General features: G+C 70.3%; 14 protein-coding genes and 2 pseudogenes. 7 read left to right on the top strand and 9 right to left on the bottom strand.

Annotation, left to right across the window (positions count from 1 at the left end):
- Positions 1-75: 75 nt before the first annotated feature.
- From crcB to RGU41_RS15375, 4 genes and pseudogenes are all read right to left on the bottom strand, one after another.
- The gene (gene crcB, locus RGU41_RS15390; RefSeq protein WP_322136782.1) at positions 76-462 is read right to left on the bottom strand and encodes a fluoride efflux transporter CrcB; all 387 of its coding nucleotides are present in this window, start codon (positions 460-462) and stop codon (positions 76-78) included.
- Complete coding sequence (locus RGU41_RS15385) at positions 443-850, bottom strand: fluoride efflux transporter FluC (protein ID WP_134446239.1); 408 nt, start codon at positions 848-850, stop codon at positions 443-445. The genes crcB and RGU41_RS15385 overlap by 20 nt, the downstream gene beginning before the upstream one ends.
- 4 nt (positions 851-854) lie before the next feature.
- Positions 855-3,044: an APC family permease gene (locus RGU41_RS15380; RefSeq protein ID WP_166790657.1), complete on the bottom strand. Its 2,190-nt coding sequence runs from the start codon at positions 3,042-3,044 to the stop codon at positions 855-857.
- A gap of 304 nt (positions 3,045-3,348) precedes the next feature.
- Positions 3,349-3,699 (bottom strand): annotated as a pseudogene (locus RGU41_RS15375) (MarR family winged helix-turn-helix transcriptional regulator); the annotation flags it as partial.
- Between the two features lie 93 nt (positions 3,700-3,792).
- On the opposite strand from RGU41_RS15375, the gene RGU41_RS15370 reads away from it, so the two are divergent.
- Positions 3,793-4,077 carry a hypothetical protein gene (locus tag RGU41_RS15370; RefSeq protein WP_134559284.1) on the top strand — a complete coding sequence of 95 codons (285 nt, stop codon included), beginning with the start codon at positions 3,793-3,795 and terminating at the stop codon, positions 4,075-4,077.
- Positions 4,078-4,621: 544 nt separating this feature from the next.
- Here RGU41_RS15370 and RGU41_RS15365 read toward each other — a convergent pair.
- From RGU41_RS15365 to RGU41_RS15355, 3 genes and pseudogenes are all read right to left on the bottom strand, one after another.
- A pseudogene (locus RGU41_RS15365) lies at positions 4,622-5,014 on the bottom strand (PadR family transcriptional regulator); the annotation flags it as partial.
- Positions 5,011-5,913 carry a DUF4097 family beta strand repeat-containing protein gene (locus RGU41_RS15360; protein WP_134446242.1) on the bottom strand — a complete coding sequence of 301 codons (903 nt, stop codon included), beginning with the start codon at positions 5,911-5,913 and terminating at the stop codon, positions 5,011-5,013. The gene RGU41_RS15360 and the pseudogene RGU41_RS15365, both read right to left, overlap by 4 nt.
- 160 nt (positions 5,914-6,073) lie before the next feature.
- Positions 6,074-6,916: a CPBP family intramembrane glutamic endopeptidase gene (locus RGU41_RS15355; protein ID WP_322136781.1), complete on the bottom strand. Its 843-nt coding sequence runs from the start codon at positions 6,914-6,916 to the stop codon at positions 6,074-6,076.
- Positions 6,917-7,008: 92 nt separating this feature from the next.
- Here RGU41_RS15355 and RGU41_RS15350 point away from each other — a divergent pair, with 92 nt between their 5' ends.
- On the top strand, positions 7,009-7,797 hold the full coding sequence (locus RGU41_RS15350) for a MerR family transcriptional regulator (protein ID WP_322136780.1): 789 nt from the start codon (positions 7,009-7,011) through the stop codon (positions 7,795-7,797).
- On the opposite strand, the gene RGU41_RS15345 is transcribed toward RGU41_RS15350, so the two are convergent.
- Positions 7,794-8,417 (bottom strand): hypothetical protein, encoded by a 624-nt coding sequence (locus RGU41_RS15345; protein ID WP_322136779.1) that lies wholly within the window; start codon positions 8,415-8,417, stop codon positions 7,794-7,796. The two genes, RGU41_RS15350 and RGU41_RS15345, sit on opposite strands and share 4 nt — an antisense overlap.
- Positions 8,418-8,480: 63 nt before the next feature.
- Here RGU41_RS15345 and RGU41_RS15340 point away from each other — a divergent pair, with 63 nt between their 5' ends.
- From RGU41_RS15340 to RGU41_RS15330, 3 genes are all read left to right on the top strand, one after another.
- On the top strand, positions 8,481-10,019 hold the full coding sequence (locus RGU41_RS15340; RefSeq protein ID WP_322136778.1) for a PLP-dependent aminotransferase family protein: 1,539 nt from the start codon (positions 8,481-8,483) through the stop codon (positions 10,017-10,019).
- A gap of 77 nt (positions 10,020-10,096) precedes the next feature.
- On the top strand, positions 10,097-13,510 hold the full coding sequence (locus RGU41_RS15335) for an efflux RND transporter permease subunit (protein WP_322136777.1): 3,414 nt from the start codon (positions 10,097-10,099) through the stop codon (positions 13,508-13,510).
- A 96-nt stretch (positions 13,511-13,606) separates the two neighbouring features.
- Positions 13,607-15,247 (top strand): NAD-dependent malic enzyme, encoded by a 1,641-nt coding sequence (locus tag RGU41_RS15330; protein ID WP_134561971.1) that lies wholly within the window; start codon positions 13,607-13,609, stop codon positions 15,245-15,247.
- A gap of 47 nt (positions 15,248-15,294) precedes the next feature.
- On the opposite strand, the gene RGU41_RS15325 is transcribed toward RGU41_RS15330, so the two are convergent.
- Complete coding sequence (locus RGU41_RS15325) at positions 15,295-16,011, bottom strand: DUF4232 domain-containing protein (protein ID WP_322136776.1); 717 nt, start codon at positions 16,009-16,011, stop codon at positions 15,295-15,297.
- A gap of 149 nt (positions 16,012-16,160) precedes the next feature.
- On the opposite strand from RGU41_RS15325, the gene RGU41_RS15320 reads away from it, so the two are divergent.
- Both RGU41_RS15320 and RGU41_RS15315 read left to right on the top strand, forming a co-directional pair.
- A complete protein-coding gene (locus RGU41_RS15320; protein WP_322136775.1) occupies positions 16,161-16,655 on the top strand; it encodes an NUDIX domain-containing protein in 495 nt (164 codons plus the stop codon).
- 40 nt (positions 16,656-16,695) lie between these two features.
- Positions 16,696-17,310, top strand: coding sequence for a Dps family protein (locus RGU41_RS15315; RefSeq protein ID WP_416172983.1), 615 nt, complete (start codon positions 16,696-16,698; stop codon positions 17,308-17,310).
- Positions 17,311-17,357: the final 47 nt, after the last annotated feature.

Below are 17,357 nucleotides of genomic sequence, written 5' to 3'. Positions count from 1 at the left end.
CGCCCTCCTGCTCGCCCCCTGAGCACCCTCCCTGACGGCGGGTGCGACGTGGGCGGGAGTCGGGAGGGGGCAGGGTCAGCGGGCGAGGAGGTAGCCGGCGGCGCAGACCGCGATGCCGAGAAGCAGGGTGCCGACGAGGTTGAGCACGGCCGAGCGCCAGCGGCCCTTGAGTGCGAGGTCGATCGTCTCGACGCTCCAGGTGCTGAACGTCGTCAGGCCGCCGCAGACCCCGGTCAGGAGCACGAGCCGGAGGTCGCTGCTGAGCACGGCGCGCTCGGCGAGCCCGAGGATCACGCCGCCGATCAGCGCCCCGGCCACGTTGACGATCAGCACGCCGATCGGCAGGCGGCCCGGTCCCACCGGGAGGGCGCGCGATACGAAGTACCGCACCACGGCTGCCGCACCGCCGCCGGCGACAGCACGGCGGCGAAGACGAGGGCGTTCATGACCGGGCCCCTGCATCCGCTGCGGGGTGGTGACGGATGCGCCCGCCGAGCCAGACGCCGAGCGCGGCCGCCGGGAACCCCAGCAGCAACGTCGCCAGCAGGTACAGCCCAGCGAGCGGCCACGACGAGGCCGCGCCGAGGGAGACGAGGGACACCATCACGGCCGAGAACGTCGTGAAGGCGCCCAGCACGCCAGGGCCGAGCAGGAGCTTGAGCCAGGCTGGAACCGCGGGGCGGGTCCAGAGGCCGGCGACGAGCCAGCCGAGTACGAACGCCCCGACGGTGTTGATGATCAGGGTGCTGGTCGGGAACTGGGTGTCGCTGTGCGGCAGCGCACGGTCGATGCCGAGCCGCAGGGCCGTGCCGATGATGCCGCCGGCGAACACGGCCAGTGCGTTCCGCACCGGGTTATTTGCGCTTCCGGCGCCGGGCGCCGGGGCGGGCGGGCTGCCCAGGGCGACCCGCGGCGGCTCCCGCCTTGCCAGAGGCTCCGGCAGCGGATGCCGCACCCGAGCCGTTCTTCGCCGCTGCCGCCGCAGCGGCAGCGGCCTGGATCTCGAGAGCAGAGGTCGCCGGGGCGAGCGGGCGCCGGGGGATCGGGCGCGGGCGCACCGGCTCGCCGCGACGGTCCTGGCCCGGGATCGGGCGGGACCGGCGGCCGTAGATGAGTTCGGAGGAGTCGAGCAGCCAGGGCACGAGCGCGATCGTGACACCGTGCACGAGCATCAGCTTCTGGCGGAGGCGACGGGCCTTGTGGTTGTGCAGCAGGTTCTCCCACCAGTGCCCGACGATGTAGATCGGGGTGTAGATGGTGACGACCTCGGAGCCGTGCGCGGCGCGGCGCTCCTTGATGTAGCTGATCAACGGCCAGCTGATGTCCCGGTACGGAGACTCGACGATGCGCAGCGGCACCTGGATGTTCTGCCGGACCCAGTCGCGCTGCAACTGTTTGGTCTCTTCTTCGTCGATCGAGATGTGCACGGCCTCGATGCCCTCGTGCCGGGCGGCGATCGCGTAGTCGAGTGCCTTGAGCACGGGCTTCTGCATCTTGCCGACGAGCACGATCGCGTGGTCACCGGTGGAGCCGAAGGTCGTGTCAGGGTCGACTTCGATCTCCTTGGCGACGTCCCGGTAGTAGCGGTTCACGCCGAGCATCAGGGTGAACAGAACCGGCATCATCACGAAGACGAGCCAGGCGCCGTGGGTGAACTTGGTGATCGTCACGACGATGAGCACCACGCCGGTCAGGGCGGCGCCGAAGCCGTTGATCGAGAGGCTCGTGATGATCGAGGCCCGGTTCGGCGGGTTCGTCTTGAGCAGGGTGAGCCAGTGCTTGACCATGCCGGTCTGGCCGAGGGTGAAGGATACGAAGACGCCGATGATGTACAGCTGGATCAGCACCGTCAGGTTGGCCTGGAAGACGACCAGGATCAGGCAGGCGAAGAGGGCGAGGAGTACGACGCCGTTCGAGTAGATCAGCCGGTCGCCACGGGTGCTGAGCGACTTCGGTGCGTAGGAGTCCTTCGCGAGCACCGAGCCGAGCAGCGGGAAGCCGTTGAACGCCGTGTTTGCGGCGAGCAGCAGCACGGCGGCGGTCGCGGCCTGCAGCACGAAGAACATGATCGAGTTGTTCCCGAAGGTCGCCGCGGCGATCTGGGCGATCAGGCTTCGCTGCGGCGACGTGGCGCACTCGGCCCAGCCGATCAGGTCGCAGGGGTTCTCCGCGTAGTGCACCTTCGCGATCAGCGCGAGGGTCGTGAGGCCGATGAACATCACGATCGCGATGCCGCCCATCAGCACGAGGGTGCGCTGGGCGTTCTTGACCTTCGGGTGTTTGAAGGCCGGAACACCGTTGGCGATCGCTTCGACGCCGGTCAGGGCGGAGCATCCGCTCGCGAAGGAGCGCAACAGCAGCAGGATGAACGCCGACTGGGCAAGGTTTTCGGCGTGCACGCCGTAGCTCGCGGACTCCGCGACGGGCGCATCACCGAAGATGACCCGCACGAGGCCGACGACGACCATCAGGATCACGCTCGCGATGAACAGGTAGGTCGGGAAGGCGAAGGCCTTGCTCGACTCGCGCACGCCGCGCAGGTTGACGGCGGCGAGCATCACGACGAAGAAGACGGCGAGTTCGACCCGGAAGTTCACGAGTTGCGGCACGGCCGAGATGATGTTGTCCACGCCGCTCGCGACCGAGACGACGACGGTCATCACGTAGTCGACGAGCAGGGCGGATGCGACGAGCAGGCCTGCGCGTTCGCCGAGGTTCTTGGAGGCGACCTCGTAGTCCCCGCCACCGGAGGGGTACGCCTTGATCAGCTGCCGGTAGGACGCGACGACGACGACCAGCAGGAGCACGACGCAGGCCGCGACCCAGGGCGCGAAGCTCAGGAAGGCGAGCCCGCCCAGGGTCAGGATCATCAGGAGTTCCTGCGGGGCGTACGCGACGCTCGACAGCGGGTCGCTCGCGAAGATCGGCAGGGCGAGGTGCTTGGGCAGCAGCTGACCCTCGAGATGCTCGGTCGAGAGTGGTTCGCCGATGATCCACCGCTTCGCGGAGCGAGTTTCTGGCGCTTGGGAGCCGTCTGGTGTCACGAGGGATGACACTACTCCGTTGGACACGACTGTCAAACTTCCGGGAATAAGCCGAGCCGCCCGCGAGTTGGGTTACCCCCGCTTCCCGCACCCCGCGCATCCCCACCTTCCGCGAAAGCGGGTGAATCGTCGGTATGCCGCAGCGAAAGCGACGATTCACCCGCTTTCGCGGGTCAGGGGACTGTGCCGCGTCGATCACCCGCCAGAGCGAGGTTCGCAGCGCGGTGAGCTCATCCAGGCTCATGCCGAGCTTGTCGATGATGCGCGGCGGGATCGTGAGGGCGTCCTCGCGGAGTGCTCGACCGGCATCCGTCAGCGTGATGTCGAGCACACGTACGTCGTGCGCATTGCGACTGCGGCCGACGAGGCCGGCGGTCTCGAGGCGCTTCAGCAGCGGGGAGAGGGTCGCGGGTTCGAGGCGCAGCTCGGCGCTGAGGTCAGAGACCGAACGCGGGCTGCGTTCCCAGAGGGCGAGCAGCACGAGGTACTGCGGATGCGTGAGGCCGTACGGCTCGAGGATCGGCCGGTACACCGAGATCACACTGCGGGACGCGATCGCGAGGGCGAAGCAGACCTGGTCCTCGAGGCGGAGCAGGTCGGGCGCGGACGCGGGCACTGTCGCGGAACCGGTCGTGCCCGGGGAATCGTCTGTCATCGGTTGGTCCCGCGCCTCTGCTGTTCCCCGTCGCGACCGTCTCGACGGAATTGATTAGTGCACTAATCGTAATTGATTAGTACACTAACCATTATGACACGCGCATCGAGACGAGGAACCGGCGAACCGGGCGATTCTGACGACAGGCCGTCGGGCGAACACGGCCTCGCGGGCGCCGTGTCCTGGCTGAATCGCACGCTGCTGCCCTGGATCGGGCCGCCGCCGCTCGGCCCGTATACGACGGAGACGACCGAGCAGAAGCAGGCGGAGCGCGCCGAGGCGACCTGCCCGATCTGCGGCGAGCTGATGAGCCGGCACGAGATCGACCGCTCGGGCGAACGCACCCAGATCCACCACCCCGCCCCCGCAGCCCCCTGATCCCGCACGCCGCCCCCGACCCTTCCCCAGAAACGTGCGTACCCTTCCGCGAGAGTACGATTTTGGCCCTTAAGACACTGGTTTAAGGGCCAAAGTACGCTCTCGCGGACGGGCGAGGCGGGGGTCAGCGGGGCAGGGCGTCCAGGATGCCGGCGCGCACCTCGGCGAGGCGGGCGCGCAGGTCCGAGACGGTCGCGGCGGGCACCCGGGCGTGCACGGCCTGCTTGCGCAGGTCCGCGCGGAGTTGCTGGCGGAACTCGTTGAGCACGAGATCGGCCTCGTGCAGGGCGCGATTGGACTCGAGGCGACGGTCCGTCGAGGTGCCCGACGTGGTCCCGGCCGGCGGGGTCTGGCCGCCTGGAGCCGCCGAGCCCGCGCTCGCGCCGGCGGAACCGGCGGTATCCGCTGGGCCGTCCGCGCCCGGGTAGCTCGCACTGGCACTGGCACTGGCACTGGCATCGGCACCCGCGGCCGTGCCCGGAACGGCGGAACCGGTGGTGGGACTCGAACCCCCACGTGCCCGGCCGCCCGCTCCGAAGCCCGCGTCGTCCCTGGCCCGCCTGGCGGCAGCTGCGAGATCGGTGCGCAGGCTCGTCATCGCCGCGGCGACCCCGGACCGGACCTCGTCTGCCAGCCGGCGCACCGAGTCGGTGACCTCGTCCTCGAGTGCGTCGAGGTCGCCCCCGCGCGCGAGGAGCTCGGCGCGTCCGGCGTCGGTGATCTCGTAGACGGTCTTGCGGCCGTCCGTCGACTTCGTGACGAGGCCCTCCTCCTCGAGCTTGGCCAGTCGCGGGTAGATCGTGCCCGCGCTCGGGATATACGTGCCGCCGAACCGGTCGCTGAGCGCCTGGATCAGCTCGTAACCGTGCCGCGGCTGCTCGGCGAGCAGGCTCAGCAGGTAGAGCCGCAGGCTGCCGTGGGCGAAGACGGGAGTCATGCCGAGGCCCCCGTTGCGGTGTCCGCCGGGGCCTCGCCCGGCGCTTCGAACCCGGCGGCTGCGCTCGGGGCGCTCGCCGGGGCATCCGCCGCCGCGGCCGGACGCCGGACGATCGAGATGTCACCGGAGACGGAGTTCGCGTGCAGTTCGAGCCAGCTGCCCGCGAGCACGCCCGTACTCGACTCGTAGCCCTTGCCGAGGGTGCCCTTCACGGTCTGGTCGTCGAGCTGGAGGACCCCCGAGATGGTGTTGAGGTGGTACTTGATCGGGAGGCCGGCCTCGACGCGTGCGGTGAGGTTGCCGCTCACGGTGTTCGTGTTGACGGTGTCCGGTGAGCCCTCGAGGTCGAGGAACACGTTGCTCGCGACGCCGTCGACGCTGAACCGGCGGATGCTGCCGCTCGCGGTGACATCGCCGGAAACGGTGTGCGTGGTGATGTCGCCGGAGTGGTTGCTGACCGAGATCTCGCCGTTGATCGCGTTGACTTCGATGTCGCCCGTGACGCCGTCGACGACGAGGTCACCGGAGACGGTGTTGAGCTTGAGGTCGCTGCGGAGGCCCGTGATGAGCGCGCCGGCCGAGACCACGCCGAGCTTGAGGGCGACGTCGCGCGGGACGGTGATGCTCACGTCCGCCCGGGCGCTGCCGCGGAAGGAGGCGAAGACCTCGATGAAGTTGTCCCAGCGCAGCTGCGGGTGGTCGACCTCGAGGGTGTCTCCGTCGAGGGAGATGCGGAGGTCCTTGCCGCTGACGCTGTGCACCTCGACGCGGGTGAACGGTTCGTCGTGGCCGATGATGTCGACCTTGCCGCCGATCAGCCCGACCTTGAGCCGGTTGACGAGTTCGACGTCGATCACCCGGGTCTGCCCGGGGGCGACCAGCCATTTTTCGAGTGCCATTGTGTGCTCCTTCTGTGGGCGTCCGTTGCGGACGCCGGAAACTTTTTCGCGTTATATCGCGTCTGGTGTGATTCACGATATATCGCGTTTCGGCGGTGCGCAACCCCGAGCACCTTCCCGGTCGCGGTCGCGGGCGCGGGCGCGCGCGGGCGGGTGCGCGTCAGTAGAGGAAGATCGGCAGCCAGGCCGGGGTGTGTGCGTGCACGATCACGAGGAAGACGACGAGGTCGAAGAGCAGGTGCACGACGATGACGTAGCCGAGTGACCTGGTCAGCGCGAAGGTGAAGCCCTGCAGGAGTGCGAAGGGGAAGGTGATCAGCGGGCCCCAGCTGCGGTAGCCGAGTTCCCAGAGGAATGAGGTGAAGATCACCGCCTGGAGCAGGTTCGCGAGCCAGTCCGGGAAGTGCCGGCGCAGCAGGGCGAACACGGTGCAGATGAAGAAGAGCTCGTCCCAGATTCCGACGAAACCGACGCCGACGAAGAGCCGCCCGATCTCGTCCGGCGCGGTGACGGTCGGCCAGTTGTGAAAGGCGCCGGAGCGGATGAAATAGGTCGGCAGAATCGCATAGCCGAGCGCGATCACGACGACGAGGTACCCGAGCGCTGCGGATGTCCAGGGTCGCCCGGTGCGGATCGGGAACCGGATCGCCCGCTCGCGGTAGAGGTAGCGCGAGACCAGGTACGGCAGGAGTACCGCGAGCGTGAGCACGGCCCCCATCAGCGCCATGTTCGGGTAGTCGATGTTGGCCGCGAGCGAGATGGTGCTGATCAGGAGCAGGCCGAGGGCGATGAGGGCGAGGTCGCGGGCGAGCGGGCGGTCGATGACGAGGGCCGTCGCGAGGGCGAGTCCGAGAAGCAGGTAGCCCGCGGGGATCGAGACCGGCGTGTGCAGTCCGAAGAGCAGCACCGCGGACGCAGAGATCAGGGCCGCGGGCACGAGCCGGAGCGCCAGGCGCGCGCGGGGCCGCGCCGCGGCATCCGTTGCCTCGGTCGTGTCGTGCATGCCACATGGTACCGAATCGGATTCGGGAGCCCGCTTGACCTTGACGCAACGTCAAGAATTATCGTGGAGATCACAACGGACGGGGACTGAACATGGACTGGTCGATCCAGGAGATCGCGCGGCTCGCGTCGACGACGAGCCGCACGCTGCGGCACTACGGTGACCTCGGGCTGCTCCCGCCGAGCCGGATCGGCGCCAACGGCTACCGCTACTACGACGCGGCGGCGCTCGTGCGCCTGCAGCGCATCCTGATGCTGCGCGCCCTCGGGCTCGGGCTGCCCGCCATTCGCGAGGTGCTCGACCACGAAACGGATGCCGCCCGCGCCCTCGGCGCGCACCTCGCCTGGCTGCGCGGCGAGCGTGACCGCCTCGATCGCCAGATCGGCTCGGTCGAGGACACCATCACCACCCTGAACAGAAAGGAACAACTCATGGCAGAGAACATGTTCGACGGATTCGATCCCACGGAACACAAGGAGGAGGTCGAGCAGCGCTGGGGAGCCGCGGCCTGGGCGAGCGGCGACTCCTGGTGGCGCGGGATGAGCGCCGCGGAGAAGGCGGCGTGGCAGGAGCGGCAGGCGCAGCTCCTCGCGGACTGGCGCGCGGCGGCCGCCTTCTCCGGAGCCTCCGGAGCATCGGGCCGGCTCGACCCGGCGGGAGCCGAGGCCCAGGCCCTCGCGCAGCGGCAGTTCGACTGGTTGCGTGCCATCCCGGGCGTCCCCGGCGGCGGGCCGGGCGGCGCGGGACCCTCGAAGGAGTACTTCACGGGCCTCGGCGAGATGTATGTCTCCGACGAGCGCTTCGCCGCGAACTACGGCGGCCCTGCCGGGGCGGCCTTCGTCCGCGCGGCCCTCCTGGCCTACGCCGACCGCAACCTCTAGCGCGCGTCGGCCAGGGCCGAAGCGGGCGAGGGCGTCCGAGGCGCGGGGAGCGGCAGCGCGAGGCGGGGGATGGTCCACTGGCAGAGCGGGCCGACGAGCGCCGCGAACAGCACGGTCCCGATGCCGACGTTGCCGCCGAGCACCCAGCCGAGCGCGAGCACGGTGCCCTCGATGCCGGTGCGCACGATCCAGATCGGCCAGCCGGTGCGCCGGTGCAGGCCGGTCATCAGGCCGTCGCGGGGTCCGGGGCCGAGGTGCGCCCCGATGTAGAGGCCGGTCGCGACGGCGAGCAGCAGCACGCCTGCCGCGAAGAGCAGCGCGCGCAGCCACAGGTCGAGGCCGGCGGGCACCAGCCAGAGGCCGACATCCACCGACGGGCCGACGAGGAGCGCGTTGATCACGGTGCCGACGCCCGGCTTCTGGCGCAGCGGGATCCAGAACAGCAGCACGACGCCGCTCAGGATGACGGTCAGCAGGCCGAACCCGAGGTGGGTGTGGCCGTCGATGCCCTGGGTGAGCACGTCCCAGGGAGCGACGCCGATCGCGCCGCGCACCATCAGCGCGATCGCGATGCCGTACAGGAAGAGGCCAATAAGCAGCTGAATGAGACGACGGGTCATGGAAACCAATCCAATTGCACGAGTGGACTGTTATCAAGTAGCCAATCTGTCTAGAGTGGCCTCATGTCGGACACTCAGCTCAGCGCCCGTGCCCTCGAGTCGAAGCTCGGCGAGTGGCGCACCGGCGGGAGCGCATACCGGGGGCTCGCCGATCGCATCCGCTTGCTCGCCCTCGACGGCCGCCTGACCGCCGGCACCCGCCTGCCCGCCGAACGCGAGTTGGGCGTGCGCCTCGGGCTGAGCCGCACGACTGTGACGGCCGCCTACCGCGAGCTGCGCGCCGCGGGGCTGCTCTCGAGCGTGCGCGGTTCGGGCAGCGTGGTGCGGCTGCCGGGCTCCGGCGCGGGCTCCGGCGCGGGCTCCGGCGCGGCGGCCGGCCCTGGCTCAGGGAGCGCGTCGGGCGACAGCGGCGTCCTCGATCTCAGCAAGGCGACGATGTCGGCCCTCGGCGGGCTGGCGGATGTCGCCGCGCGGGCAGCAGAGGACCTCTCGCGTCACCTGAACGGTCCGGGCTTCGATCCGGTCGGCATCCCGGAGTTGCGCGCCGCGATCGCCGAACGCTACCGGGAGCGGGGGCTCCCGACCGACCCGGACCAGATCATGGTGACGATCGGAGCCCAGCACGCGATCTCGCTGCTCGCCCGGGTGTTCGTCAGCCGCGGCGACCGGGTGCTGATCGAACAGCCGAGCTACCCGCACGCGGTTGAGGCGCTCAGCGCGGCCGGGGCGCGGCTCGTGCCGGTGAGCGTGACGGCGCGCGTGGGCGACGGCTCGTCCGGCTGGGACGAGCCCGCCCTGCTCCAGGCCCTCCGGGGCAGCAATCCCGTGCTCGGCTACCTGATGCCCGACTTCCACAACCCGACCGGGCAGACGATGCCCGCCGAGCAACGGACCCGCGTGATCGAGGCCGCCGCCCGGCAGGGTACGGTCCTCATCGCGGACGAGACCATGGGCGAGCTCAGCATCGACCGGACCGACGATTTCATGCCGTTCGCGGCATACGCGCAGGGCGAGCCGGGAAATGCAGGAATGAACGGCTATGGAAGCGGATCTGGCGCCAGCGTCCCCGCCACGGTCGTCACGGTCGGCTCGGTGGGCAAGACCATCTGGGGCGGCCTGCGCATCGGTTGGATCCGGGCGGAGCCCGCGCTGATCCGCCGGCTGGTTGCCGCGCGCACGGCAACGGACATGGGCACGCCGATCCTCGAGCAACTCATCGTCACCCGGATGCTCCCGGAGATGCCGGCGATACTCGAGCGCCGCAGCCGCGAGCTCCGGGCCGGGCGCGACCACCTCGAGGCGCTCCTCGCCGCGCGCTTCCCCGAGTGGACCGTGCCGCACGTCGACGGCGGCCTCACGGCGTGGGTCAACCTCGGGCGACCCGTGAGCTCCCAGCTCGCGCTCGCCGCGCGCAACCACGGCCTTCTCGTGCCGGCCGGTCCCCGCTTCGGCGTCGACGGCGCCTTCGAGCGCTTCCTGCGGGTCCCGTTCTGCCACGGGGCGTTCGAGATGGAACGCGCTGTGGACGCACTGGGCCTGGCCTGGGGGACGCTGCTGCGGCATCCGCTGCCCGACACCGGGTACCTCGCCGACGTCGTCTGACTCCGAGGCGCCATTCCGCGCCGAACCGGGGGTGCGAAACGCAACACGGGCGTCACACGGCGATGCGATACTGAGCCATGCATTTTCTCGCCGTGCTGAGCATGAAGAACAGGGCCCTGATCGCCCTGATCACGATCGTCGCCGCCATCTTCGGCAGCCTCGCCCTCACGAGCCTCAAGCAGGAACTCATCCCCTCCCTGCAGCTGCCGCAGTTGCTCGTCTCCACGAGCTACCCCGGCGCCTCGCCCGAGGTCGTCAACGACGACGTCTCGACGCCGATCGAGACCGCCATCCAGGGCATCGCGGGCCTCGAATCCACCTCGACGACGAGCAGCACGAACTCCTCGCTCGTGAGCGCGACGTTCACGTACGGCACAGACCTCGTCAAGGCAGAATCCCGCATCGGCCAGGCGATCAACCGCATCAAGACCCGGCTGCCCGACAACCTCGACCCGCAGGTGATCAGCGGCAGCATCGACGACTTCCCGGTCATCTCCCTCGCTGTCTCCGGCGGCGACCAGGCCACCCTCGCCGACGACCTCAAGCGCAGCGTGCTCGGCGACATCCGTGACGTGTCCGGGGTGCGCGAGGCCGCGCTCGTCGGCGATGTCGGCCGCCGGGTGACCATCACAGCGGATGCCGCGGCCCTGGCCGCCCGCGGCCTCAGCACGCAGGCCATCCGTTCGGCCCTGCAGCAGAACGGCGCGCTCGTCCCCGCCGGCTCGCTCACCGAGGGCGACAAGACCCTGTCGGTCCAGGCCGGCGGCAAGCTCACCTCCGCCGCGGACATCGCCGCCCTGCCCCTGCTCGCGACCGGCGCCGGCACCGCCCCTGGCGCCGCTCCGGCCACCCCGCCCACGATCGGCGACGTCGCCACCGTCGTGCTCGGTGAGAACCCCGTCGCGAGCATCTCCCGCGTCAACGGCCAGCCGGCCCTCACGATCGCGGTCACGAAGGTGCCCGCCGCCAACACGGTCGACGTATCGACGGCCGTGCGCGCGATCCTGCCGAGGCTTCAGGATGCCGTCCCCGGCACGACCTTCACCGTCGTCTTCGACCAGGCCCCGTTCATCCAGGAGTCGATCAACTCGCTCACCCAGGAGGGCATCCTCGGGCTCGTCTTCGCCGTGCTCGTGATCCTCGTCTTCCTGCTCTCGGTGCGTGCCACGCTCGTCACGGCGATCTCGATCCCGACCTCCGTGCTGATCACCTTCATCGGCCTGCAGGGCGTCGGGTACTCGCTCAACATCCTCACGCTCGGCGCGCTGACCATCGCGATCGGCCGTGTCGTGGACGACTCGATCGTCGTGATCGAGAACATCAAGCGCCACCTCGTGCCCGGGGTGGACCGTTCCGAGACCATCGTCGCGGCCGTGCGCGAGGTCGCCGGCGCGATCACCGCGTCGACGATCACGACCGTCACGGTCTTCCTGCCGATCGCCTTCGTCGGCGGGTCCACCGGCGAACTCTTCCGCCCCTTCGCCCTCACCGTCACGATCGCGCTGCTCGCCTCCCTGCTCGTCTCGCTCACGATCGTGCCCGTACTCGCCTACTGGTTCCTGCGCGCCCCGAGCCCGAGGCCCGCCAGGACGCCGAAGCCCGCGAAGCCCACCAAGCCCGCCAAGGCGCCGAATTCTGCTCAGCCGGGTAAGGCTCCCGAGACCGCCCCGGTCCTCGTGACAACGGATGCCGCCGCGTTCGCGGTCGCCGACCCGACCGGCCCCGGCGCGCTCGCGGCCGAGTCCGCGCAAACAACGACCGTCGCCGACGCGGCCGCGGACCACCCTGGCGGGTCCGCACCCGCGGCGGCCCCCGCTACTCCTACCGCTGCGGCCGCCGCGTCCCGGCGGACCCGGCGCGCGGCATCCGCCCCCGCGGACGCGATCGTCGAGGAGCCGAGCCGCCTGCAGACCGGGTACCTGCCGATCATCCGCTGGACGCTCCGGCACGCCGTCGCCACCCTGCTGCTCTCCGTGCTCGTGCTCGGCGGAACGGTCGCGATCATCCCGTTCATGAAGGTCAACTTCCTCGGCTCGACCGGCCAGACCACGTTCCGGGTCGCCCAGGCTCTCCCGGTCGGCACGAGCCTCGCCGCCCAGGACACCGCCTCGACGACGGTCGAATCGGCCGTGCGCGGCACGCCGGGCGTGAAGATCGTCCAGGTGTCGATCGGCGGCGGCAGCGCCCTCGCCGCGTTCGCCGGGGGAGCGCCGACCACGAGCACCGTGACCTACTCGATCACGACCGACGGCGTGGCCAAGCCCGACGCCGTGCAGGACGCCGTCCGCGGCAAGCTCGCCGCACTCACCGGCGTCGGCGACTTCTCGGTCACGGCCGGCGGCGGCTTCGGCGGCACCTCGGACATCGCCGTCGACATCACCGCGGCCAACGGCGCCGACCTGCAGACAGCGAGCGACAGCATCCTCGCCGCCGTGAAGAAGCTCGCCGCGATCAAGGAGAGCTCGAGCAACCTCGCCGCCTCCCGGCCCTACCTCGCCGTGACGATCGACCGCACGAAGGCCGCCTCCGCCGGCCTGAGCGAGCTCGCGCTCGGCACCCTCGTCTCCCAGGCGATGCAGCCGAGCGTCGTCGGGTCGATCGTGATCAACGAGGCGAACCTGTCCGTGTATCTCACCGGGGCCAGCTCGCCGGCCACGACGGCCGAGCTCGCCGCCCTGCCGATCCCGACCCTCGCCGGGCCGGTCGCGCTCAGCACCCTCGCGACCGTCGCACAGGTCGACGGCCCGGCCACCCTCACGACGACGAAGGGCCTGCGCACCGCGACGGTCTCGGCGACGCCGAACAACAACGACCTCGGCACCGCCAACGCCCAGATGGCGACCGTGCTCGCCGACACGACCCTGCCGACCGGCGCGACCGCGACCCTCGGCGGTGTCACGAAGGACCAGACCGACGCGTTCCAGCAGCTCGGCATCGCGCTGCTCGCCGCGATCCTGATCGTCTACATCGTGATGGTCGCGACGTTCCGGTCGCTGCTGCAGCCGCTGCTGCTGCTCGTGTCCATCCCGTTCGCGGCGACGGGGGCCATCGCGCTGCAGGTGATCACCGGCATCCCCCTCGGAGTGCCCTCGCTGATCGGCGTGCTGATGCTGATCGGGATCGTCGTGACGAACGCGATCGTGCTGATCGACCTCGTCAACCAGTACCGGCGGCGGGGGCTCGACGTGCGCGAGGCGCTCGTCAACGGGGCCTCCCGGCGGCTGCGCCCGATCCTGATGACCGCCCTCGCCACGATCTTCGCCCTGCTCCCGATGGCGGTCGGCCTCACCGGCACCGGCGGGTTCATCTCCCAGCCGCTCGCCCTGGTCGTGATCGGCGGCCTGGTCTCCTCGACCCTGCTCACCCTCATCGTGCTCCCGGTGCTGTACTTCCTCGTCGAGGGCGGCAGGGAACGCAGGGCTGTCCGTCGCGAGGAGAAGAATGCGGCGCGCGCCGCCTCGGCGGCCGATGCAGGGACGAACCTCGGGTAAACGCGGGGTTAAACTGGGTGAAGCGGGGTAGGCAGCAGCCTCAGGCCCGGCACACCGGTCACACCGTCGCGGCCTCCAACTCGCGAGAGGCACTTCATGACCGGGCGTTCCCTGCTCTCCGACCCGTACCGCAACAAGGGCACCGCGTTCACCCGGGCCGAGCGGATGCGCGGCGGCATCACCGGGCAGCTGCCGCACGTCGTGCAGACCATCGAGCAGCAATCGGGTCAGCTCTACCGGCGGTTCCTGGCCCGGCCGAACGACCTCGAGAAGCGCCTGTTCCTGATGGACGTCTGCGCGCGCAACCGCCGGCTGTTCTACTATGCGATGTCCCGGCACCTCGTCGAATTCCTGCCGATCGTGTACGCGCCGACCGTCGCCCAGGCGATCCAGCAGTACAGCGACTGCTACGCGGGCAGCGATGTCGCCTACATCTCCGCACTCGATCCCGAGAGCATCGGGGAGGCGCTCCAGATCTACGCCAACGGCCGGGACATCCGCCTGATCGTCGCGACCGACGGCGAGGGAATCCTCGGCATCGGCGACTGGGGCGTCAACGGGGCCGAGATCCTCACCGGCAAGGTCGCCGTCTACACCGCGGCAGCGGGCATCGACCCCGCCCAGATCCTGCCGGTGTTCATCGACGTCGGCACCGACAATGCCGGGCTGCTCGACGACTCGCGGTACCTCGGGAATCGGTTTCCGCGCATCCGTGGCGCCGACTACGACCGGTTCATCGACGACTTCGTTCAGACGGCGCTCGGGCTGTTCCCGGGCGCGCTGCTGCACTGGGAGGACTTCGGCCGCGCGACGGCGGCGCCGATCCTCGAGCGGTATCGCGACAGCATCTGCACCCTCAACGACGACATCCAGGGCACCGGCGTCACGATCCTCGCCGCCCTGAACACGAGCATCCTGATCTCCGGGTTGACCCTGGGCGACCAGCGCGTGTTGATCTTCGGCGCGGGGACCGCCGGGATCGGCATCGCCGACCAGATCGTCGACGAGCTCGTCGTGACCGGGGGACAGTCCCTCGCCGAGGCCGAGGCCCGGATCTACCTGATGGACCGGCAGGGGCTCATCGTCGACACCCTGCCCGACCTCACCGCCGGCCAGCGCCGGTACGCCCGGCCCGCACGGGAACTGGCCGGCGATGCGTTCGCGCCCGCGCTCGCCGACCCGCGCTCGCTGCACAGCGCGATCGCCGCTGTGCACCCGACCGCGCTCATCGGCACGTCGACCCAGTTCGGCGCCTTCACCGAGGCTGCCGTGCGTGAGATGGCCGCCCACGTCGAACGCCCGCTGATCTGCCCGATCTCCAACCCGGCCGAGCTCGCCGAGGCGACCGCGGCCGACGTGATCGAGTGGACGGCCGGCGCGGCCCTCGTGAGCACCGGCTGCCCGTCAGCCCCCGTGCGGTTCGACGGGGTCGACTACGAGATCGGCCAGGGCAACAACGCGCTGATGTATCCGGGGATCTGCTTCGGAGCGATCGTCGCCCGGGCGACCGTGCTGAACCGGGCCATGCTCCTCGCCGCCGCCCACGCGATCGCCGGCATGGTCGACGTGACCCGGCCCGGCGCGGCCGTGCTGCCCTCGTTCCGGGACCTGCCCGAGGTGTCGCGCCGCGTCGCCGTCGCCGTGGTCACCCAAGCGGTGCGCGACGGCGTCAACGGCGTCGCCATCGCCGACCCAGAGGCCGCGGTCGCCGCCGCGACCTGGCGCCCCGGCTACTAGCCGATCCCGCTCGGACCGGCTGCCAACGGGGCCGGCCCGGTTTGTGACTAGTAGACGAGAGAAGCCGGGGCGAACGGACCGACCTTCACGAGGCCGATGAGCGGGTCGTCGCAACCCTGGATCGGATTGGGCGTCGTCACCCGGCGAGGGACATCCGTGCCGGGCGGTGTCACGTCGAGCTCGGTGACGGCCACGAGCGTGCAGGTGTATGCGCCCGCCTGATTCAGGTGCAGCAGGCTGTAGGCGGATGCCCCGGGAGCGAGTTCGACGGCAGCCTCCGTCACCGTCGGGTAGCGTTCGTGTGCCGCGGCCGGGCCGAGCAGTGCCCCGGTGACCGCATTCACCAGCCGGACACCGGGGTACCCCTGCACGGTGCAGGCCTGGGATCCGGTGTTGGTCAAAGTGAGGTCCCAGTAGAAGCTGCTCATCCCGCTGTCCATCGGCCGCGAGGCCAGGGTGGCGCCGAGCGCGTCGGCGGAGCAGGCTGCGGGAACGTCATCGCCGGGCGTGGGCGTGGGGACCGCTGTGGGTGATCCGGAGGGGGTGCCGGTCGGGGCACCTGTCGCCGTTGGGACGGCCGAGGCCGAGGCCGAGGTCGATGCCGATGCCGTTGCCGTCGCACTGGCCGTCGGCGACGGTGCCGCCGTCCCGCACGCGGAGAGCGTTGTGCAGAGCAGTGCCGCTGCGCCGAGCGCCGCCGCCATTCGGCGCCCGGTGCCGCGCGAAGTCCCCCGCCGCGCTCCCTCGACCCGTGATCCGGTCATGTCGCCCCCCTGTCGCGGTCCGTCTGAGAGGCCGCGTCACCAGTCTCGCACCCGGCTTGTGTGGTGAGTTCGAGCGCGAGGGGGTTGCGCATCCCGGCAACCGGTGCCGCGGTGGCCAACTCAGGAGATCCGCTGGCTAGGCTCGAAGGATGGCCACCCCCGATTTCATCCTCGAACTGCGCAAGAGCATCGGACACGCCCCGCTCTGGCTCATCGGCGTCACCGCGGTCGTCGTGCGCGGCGACGAAGCGCTCCTCGTCCGCCGCGCCGACAACGGCAACTGGTCGAACGTCGCCGGCGTCGTCGACCCCGGTGAAGAGCCCGCGGATGCCGCGGCCCGCGAAATCCTCGAGGAGTCCGGCATCGTCGCCGAGGTCGACGCTCTCGTCGGTGTCTTCGCCCGCGAGCCCCTCCAGTACGCCAACGGCGATCACGCCCAATATCTCGACGTGCTCTTCCGCTGCCGGTGGGTGAGCGGTGAGCCGCACCCGGCCGACGGCGAGAATACGGCGGCTGCCTGGTGGCCGCTCGACGCGCTCCCGCCCCTGCCGGGCACGCACGACGAGCGGCTTCAGCTCGCCGTCGCCCAGTCCGGGCCCGCGCTCTTCCGCCGCCGCGACACCCCGGCCGACACCCCGGCCTAGCGCCGGTCGAGGCACACCCGAACAGGGGCATCCGCTCGACCTGACACGGCGGCGACACCCCTGCTATCGTGCTGTTCGAAACGAGCGGGACCCTCGCCCGGCATCCGTCGGAGCCGACGTCCCGCGTGAGAGGGGCACACCCATGAAGGCATCGGCTGAACTCGGCGGCAACCTCCAGTCCGTCCTCGTCGACCTGATCGAACTCCACGTTCAGGGCAAGCAGGCGCACTGGAGTGTCGTCGGCCACAACTTCCGCGACCTGCACCTGCAGCTCGACGAGATCATCGACGATGCACGCATCTTCTCCGACGAGCTGGCCGAGCGGATGCGCGCACTCGACGCCCTCCCCGACGGACGCACCGAGACGGTCGCCAAGGACACCCACCTGCCGAAGTTCCCGGCGGGCGAGGTCGACACCGCGGAAACCGTCGTCATGATCACGGAACGGCTCGACGCGACGGTGAAGAACATCTGCAAGGTGCACGACGCCGTTGACGAAGAGGACCCGACAAGCGCCGATATCCTGCACGGCTTCATCGAGAAGCTCGAGCAGTACGCCTGGATGGTCAGCGCCGAGAACCGCCTGCCGCGGAAGGCGACCGCCAAGTCGCCGACCCGCCCCTCCGGCCGGGCCCTCACGGACATCACCGACTGAGCCAGGGGCCGGACGGGCACGCTCGGATCCGAACGCGGGTCCGGCCG

The sequence above is a fragment of the Cryobacterium sp. 10C3 genome, from assembly GCF_034314285.1.
Classification (GTDB): Bacteria; Actinomycetota; Actinomycetes; order Actinomycetales; family Microbacteriaceae; genus Cryobacterium; species Cryobacterium glucosi.
Note: the sequence above shows the minus strand (reverse complement) of the source record. Positions and strands in the feature narration are given on the sequence as shown.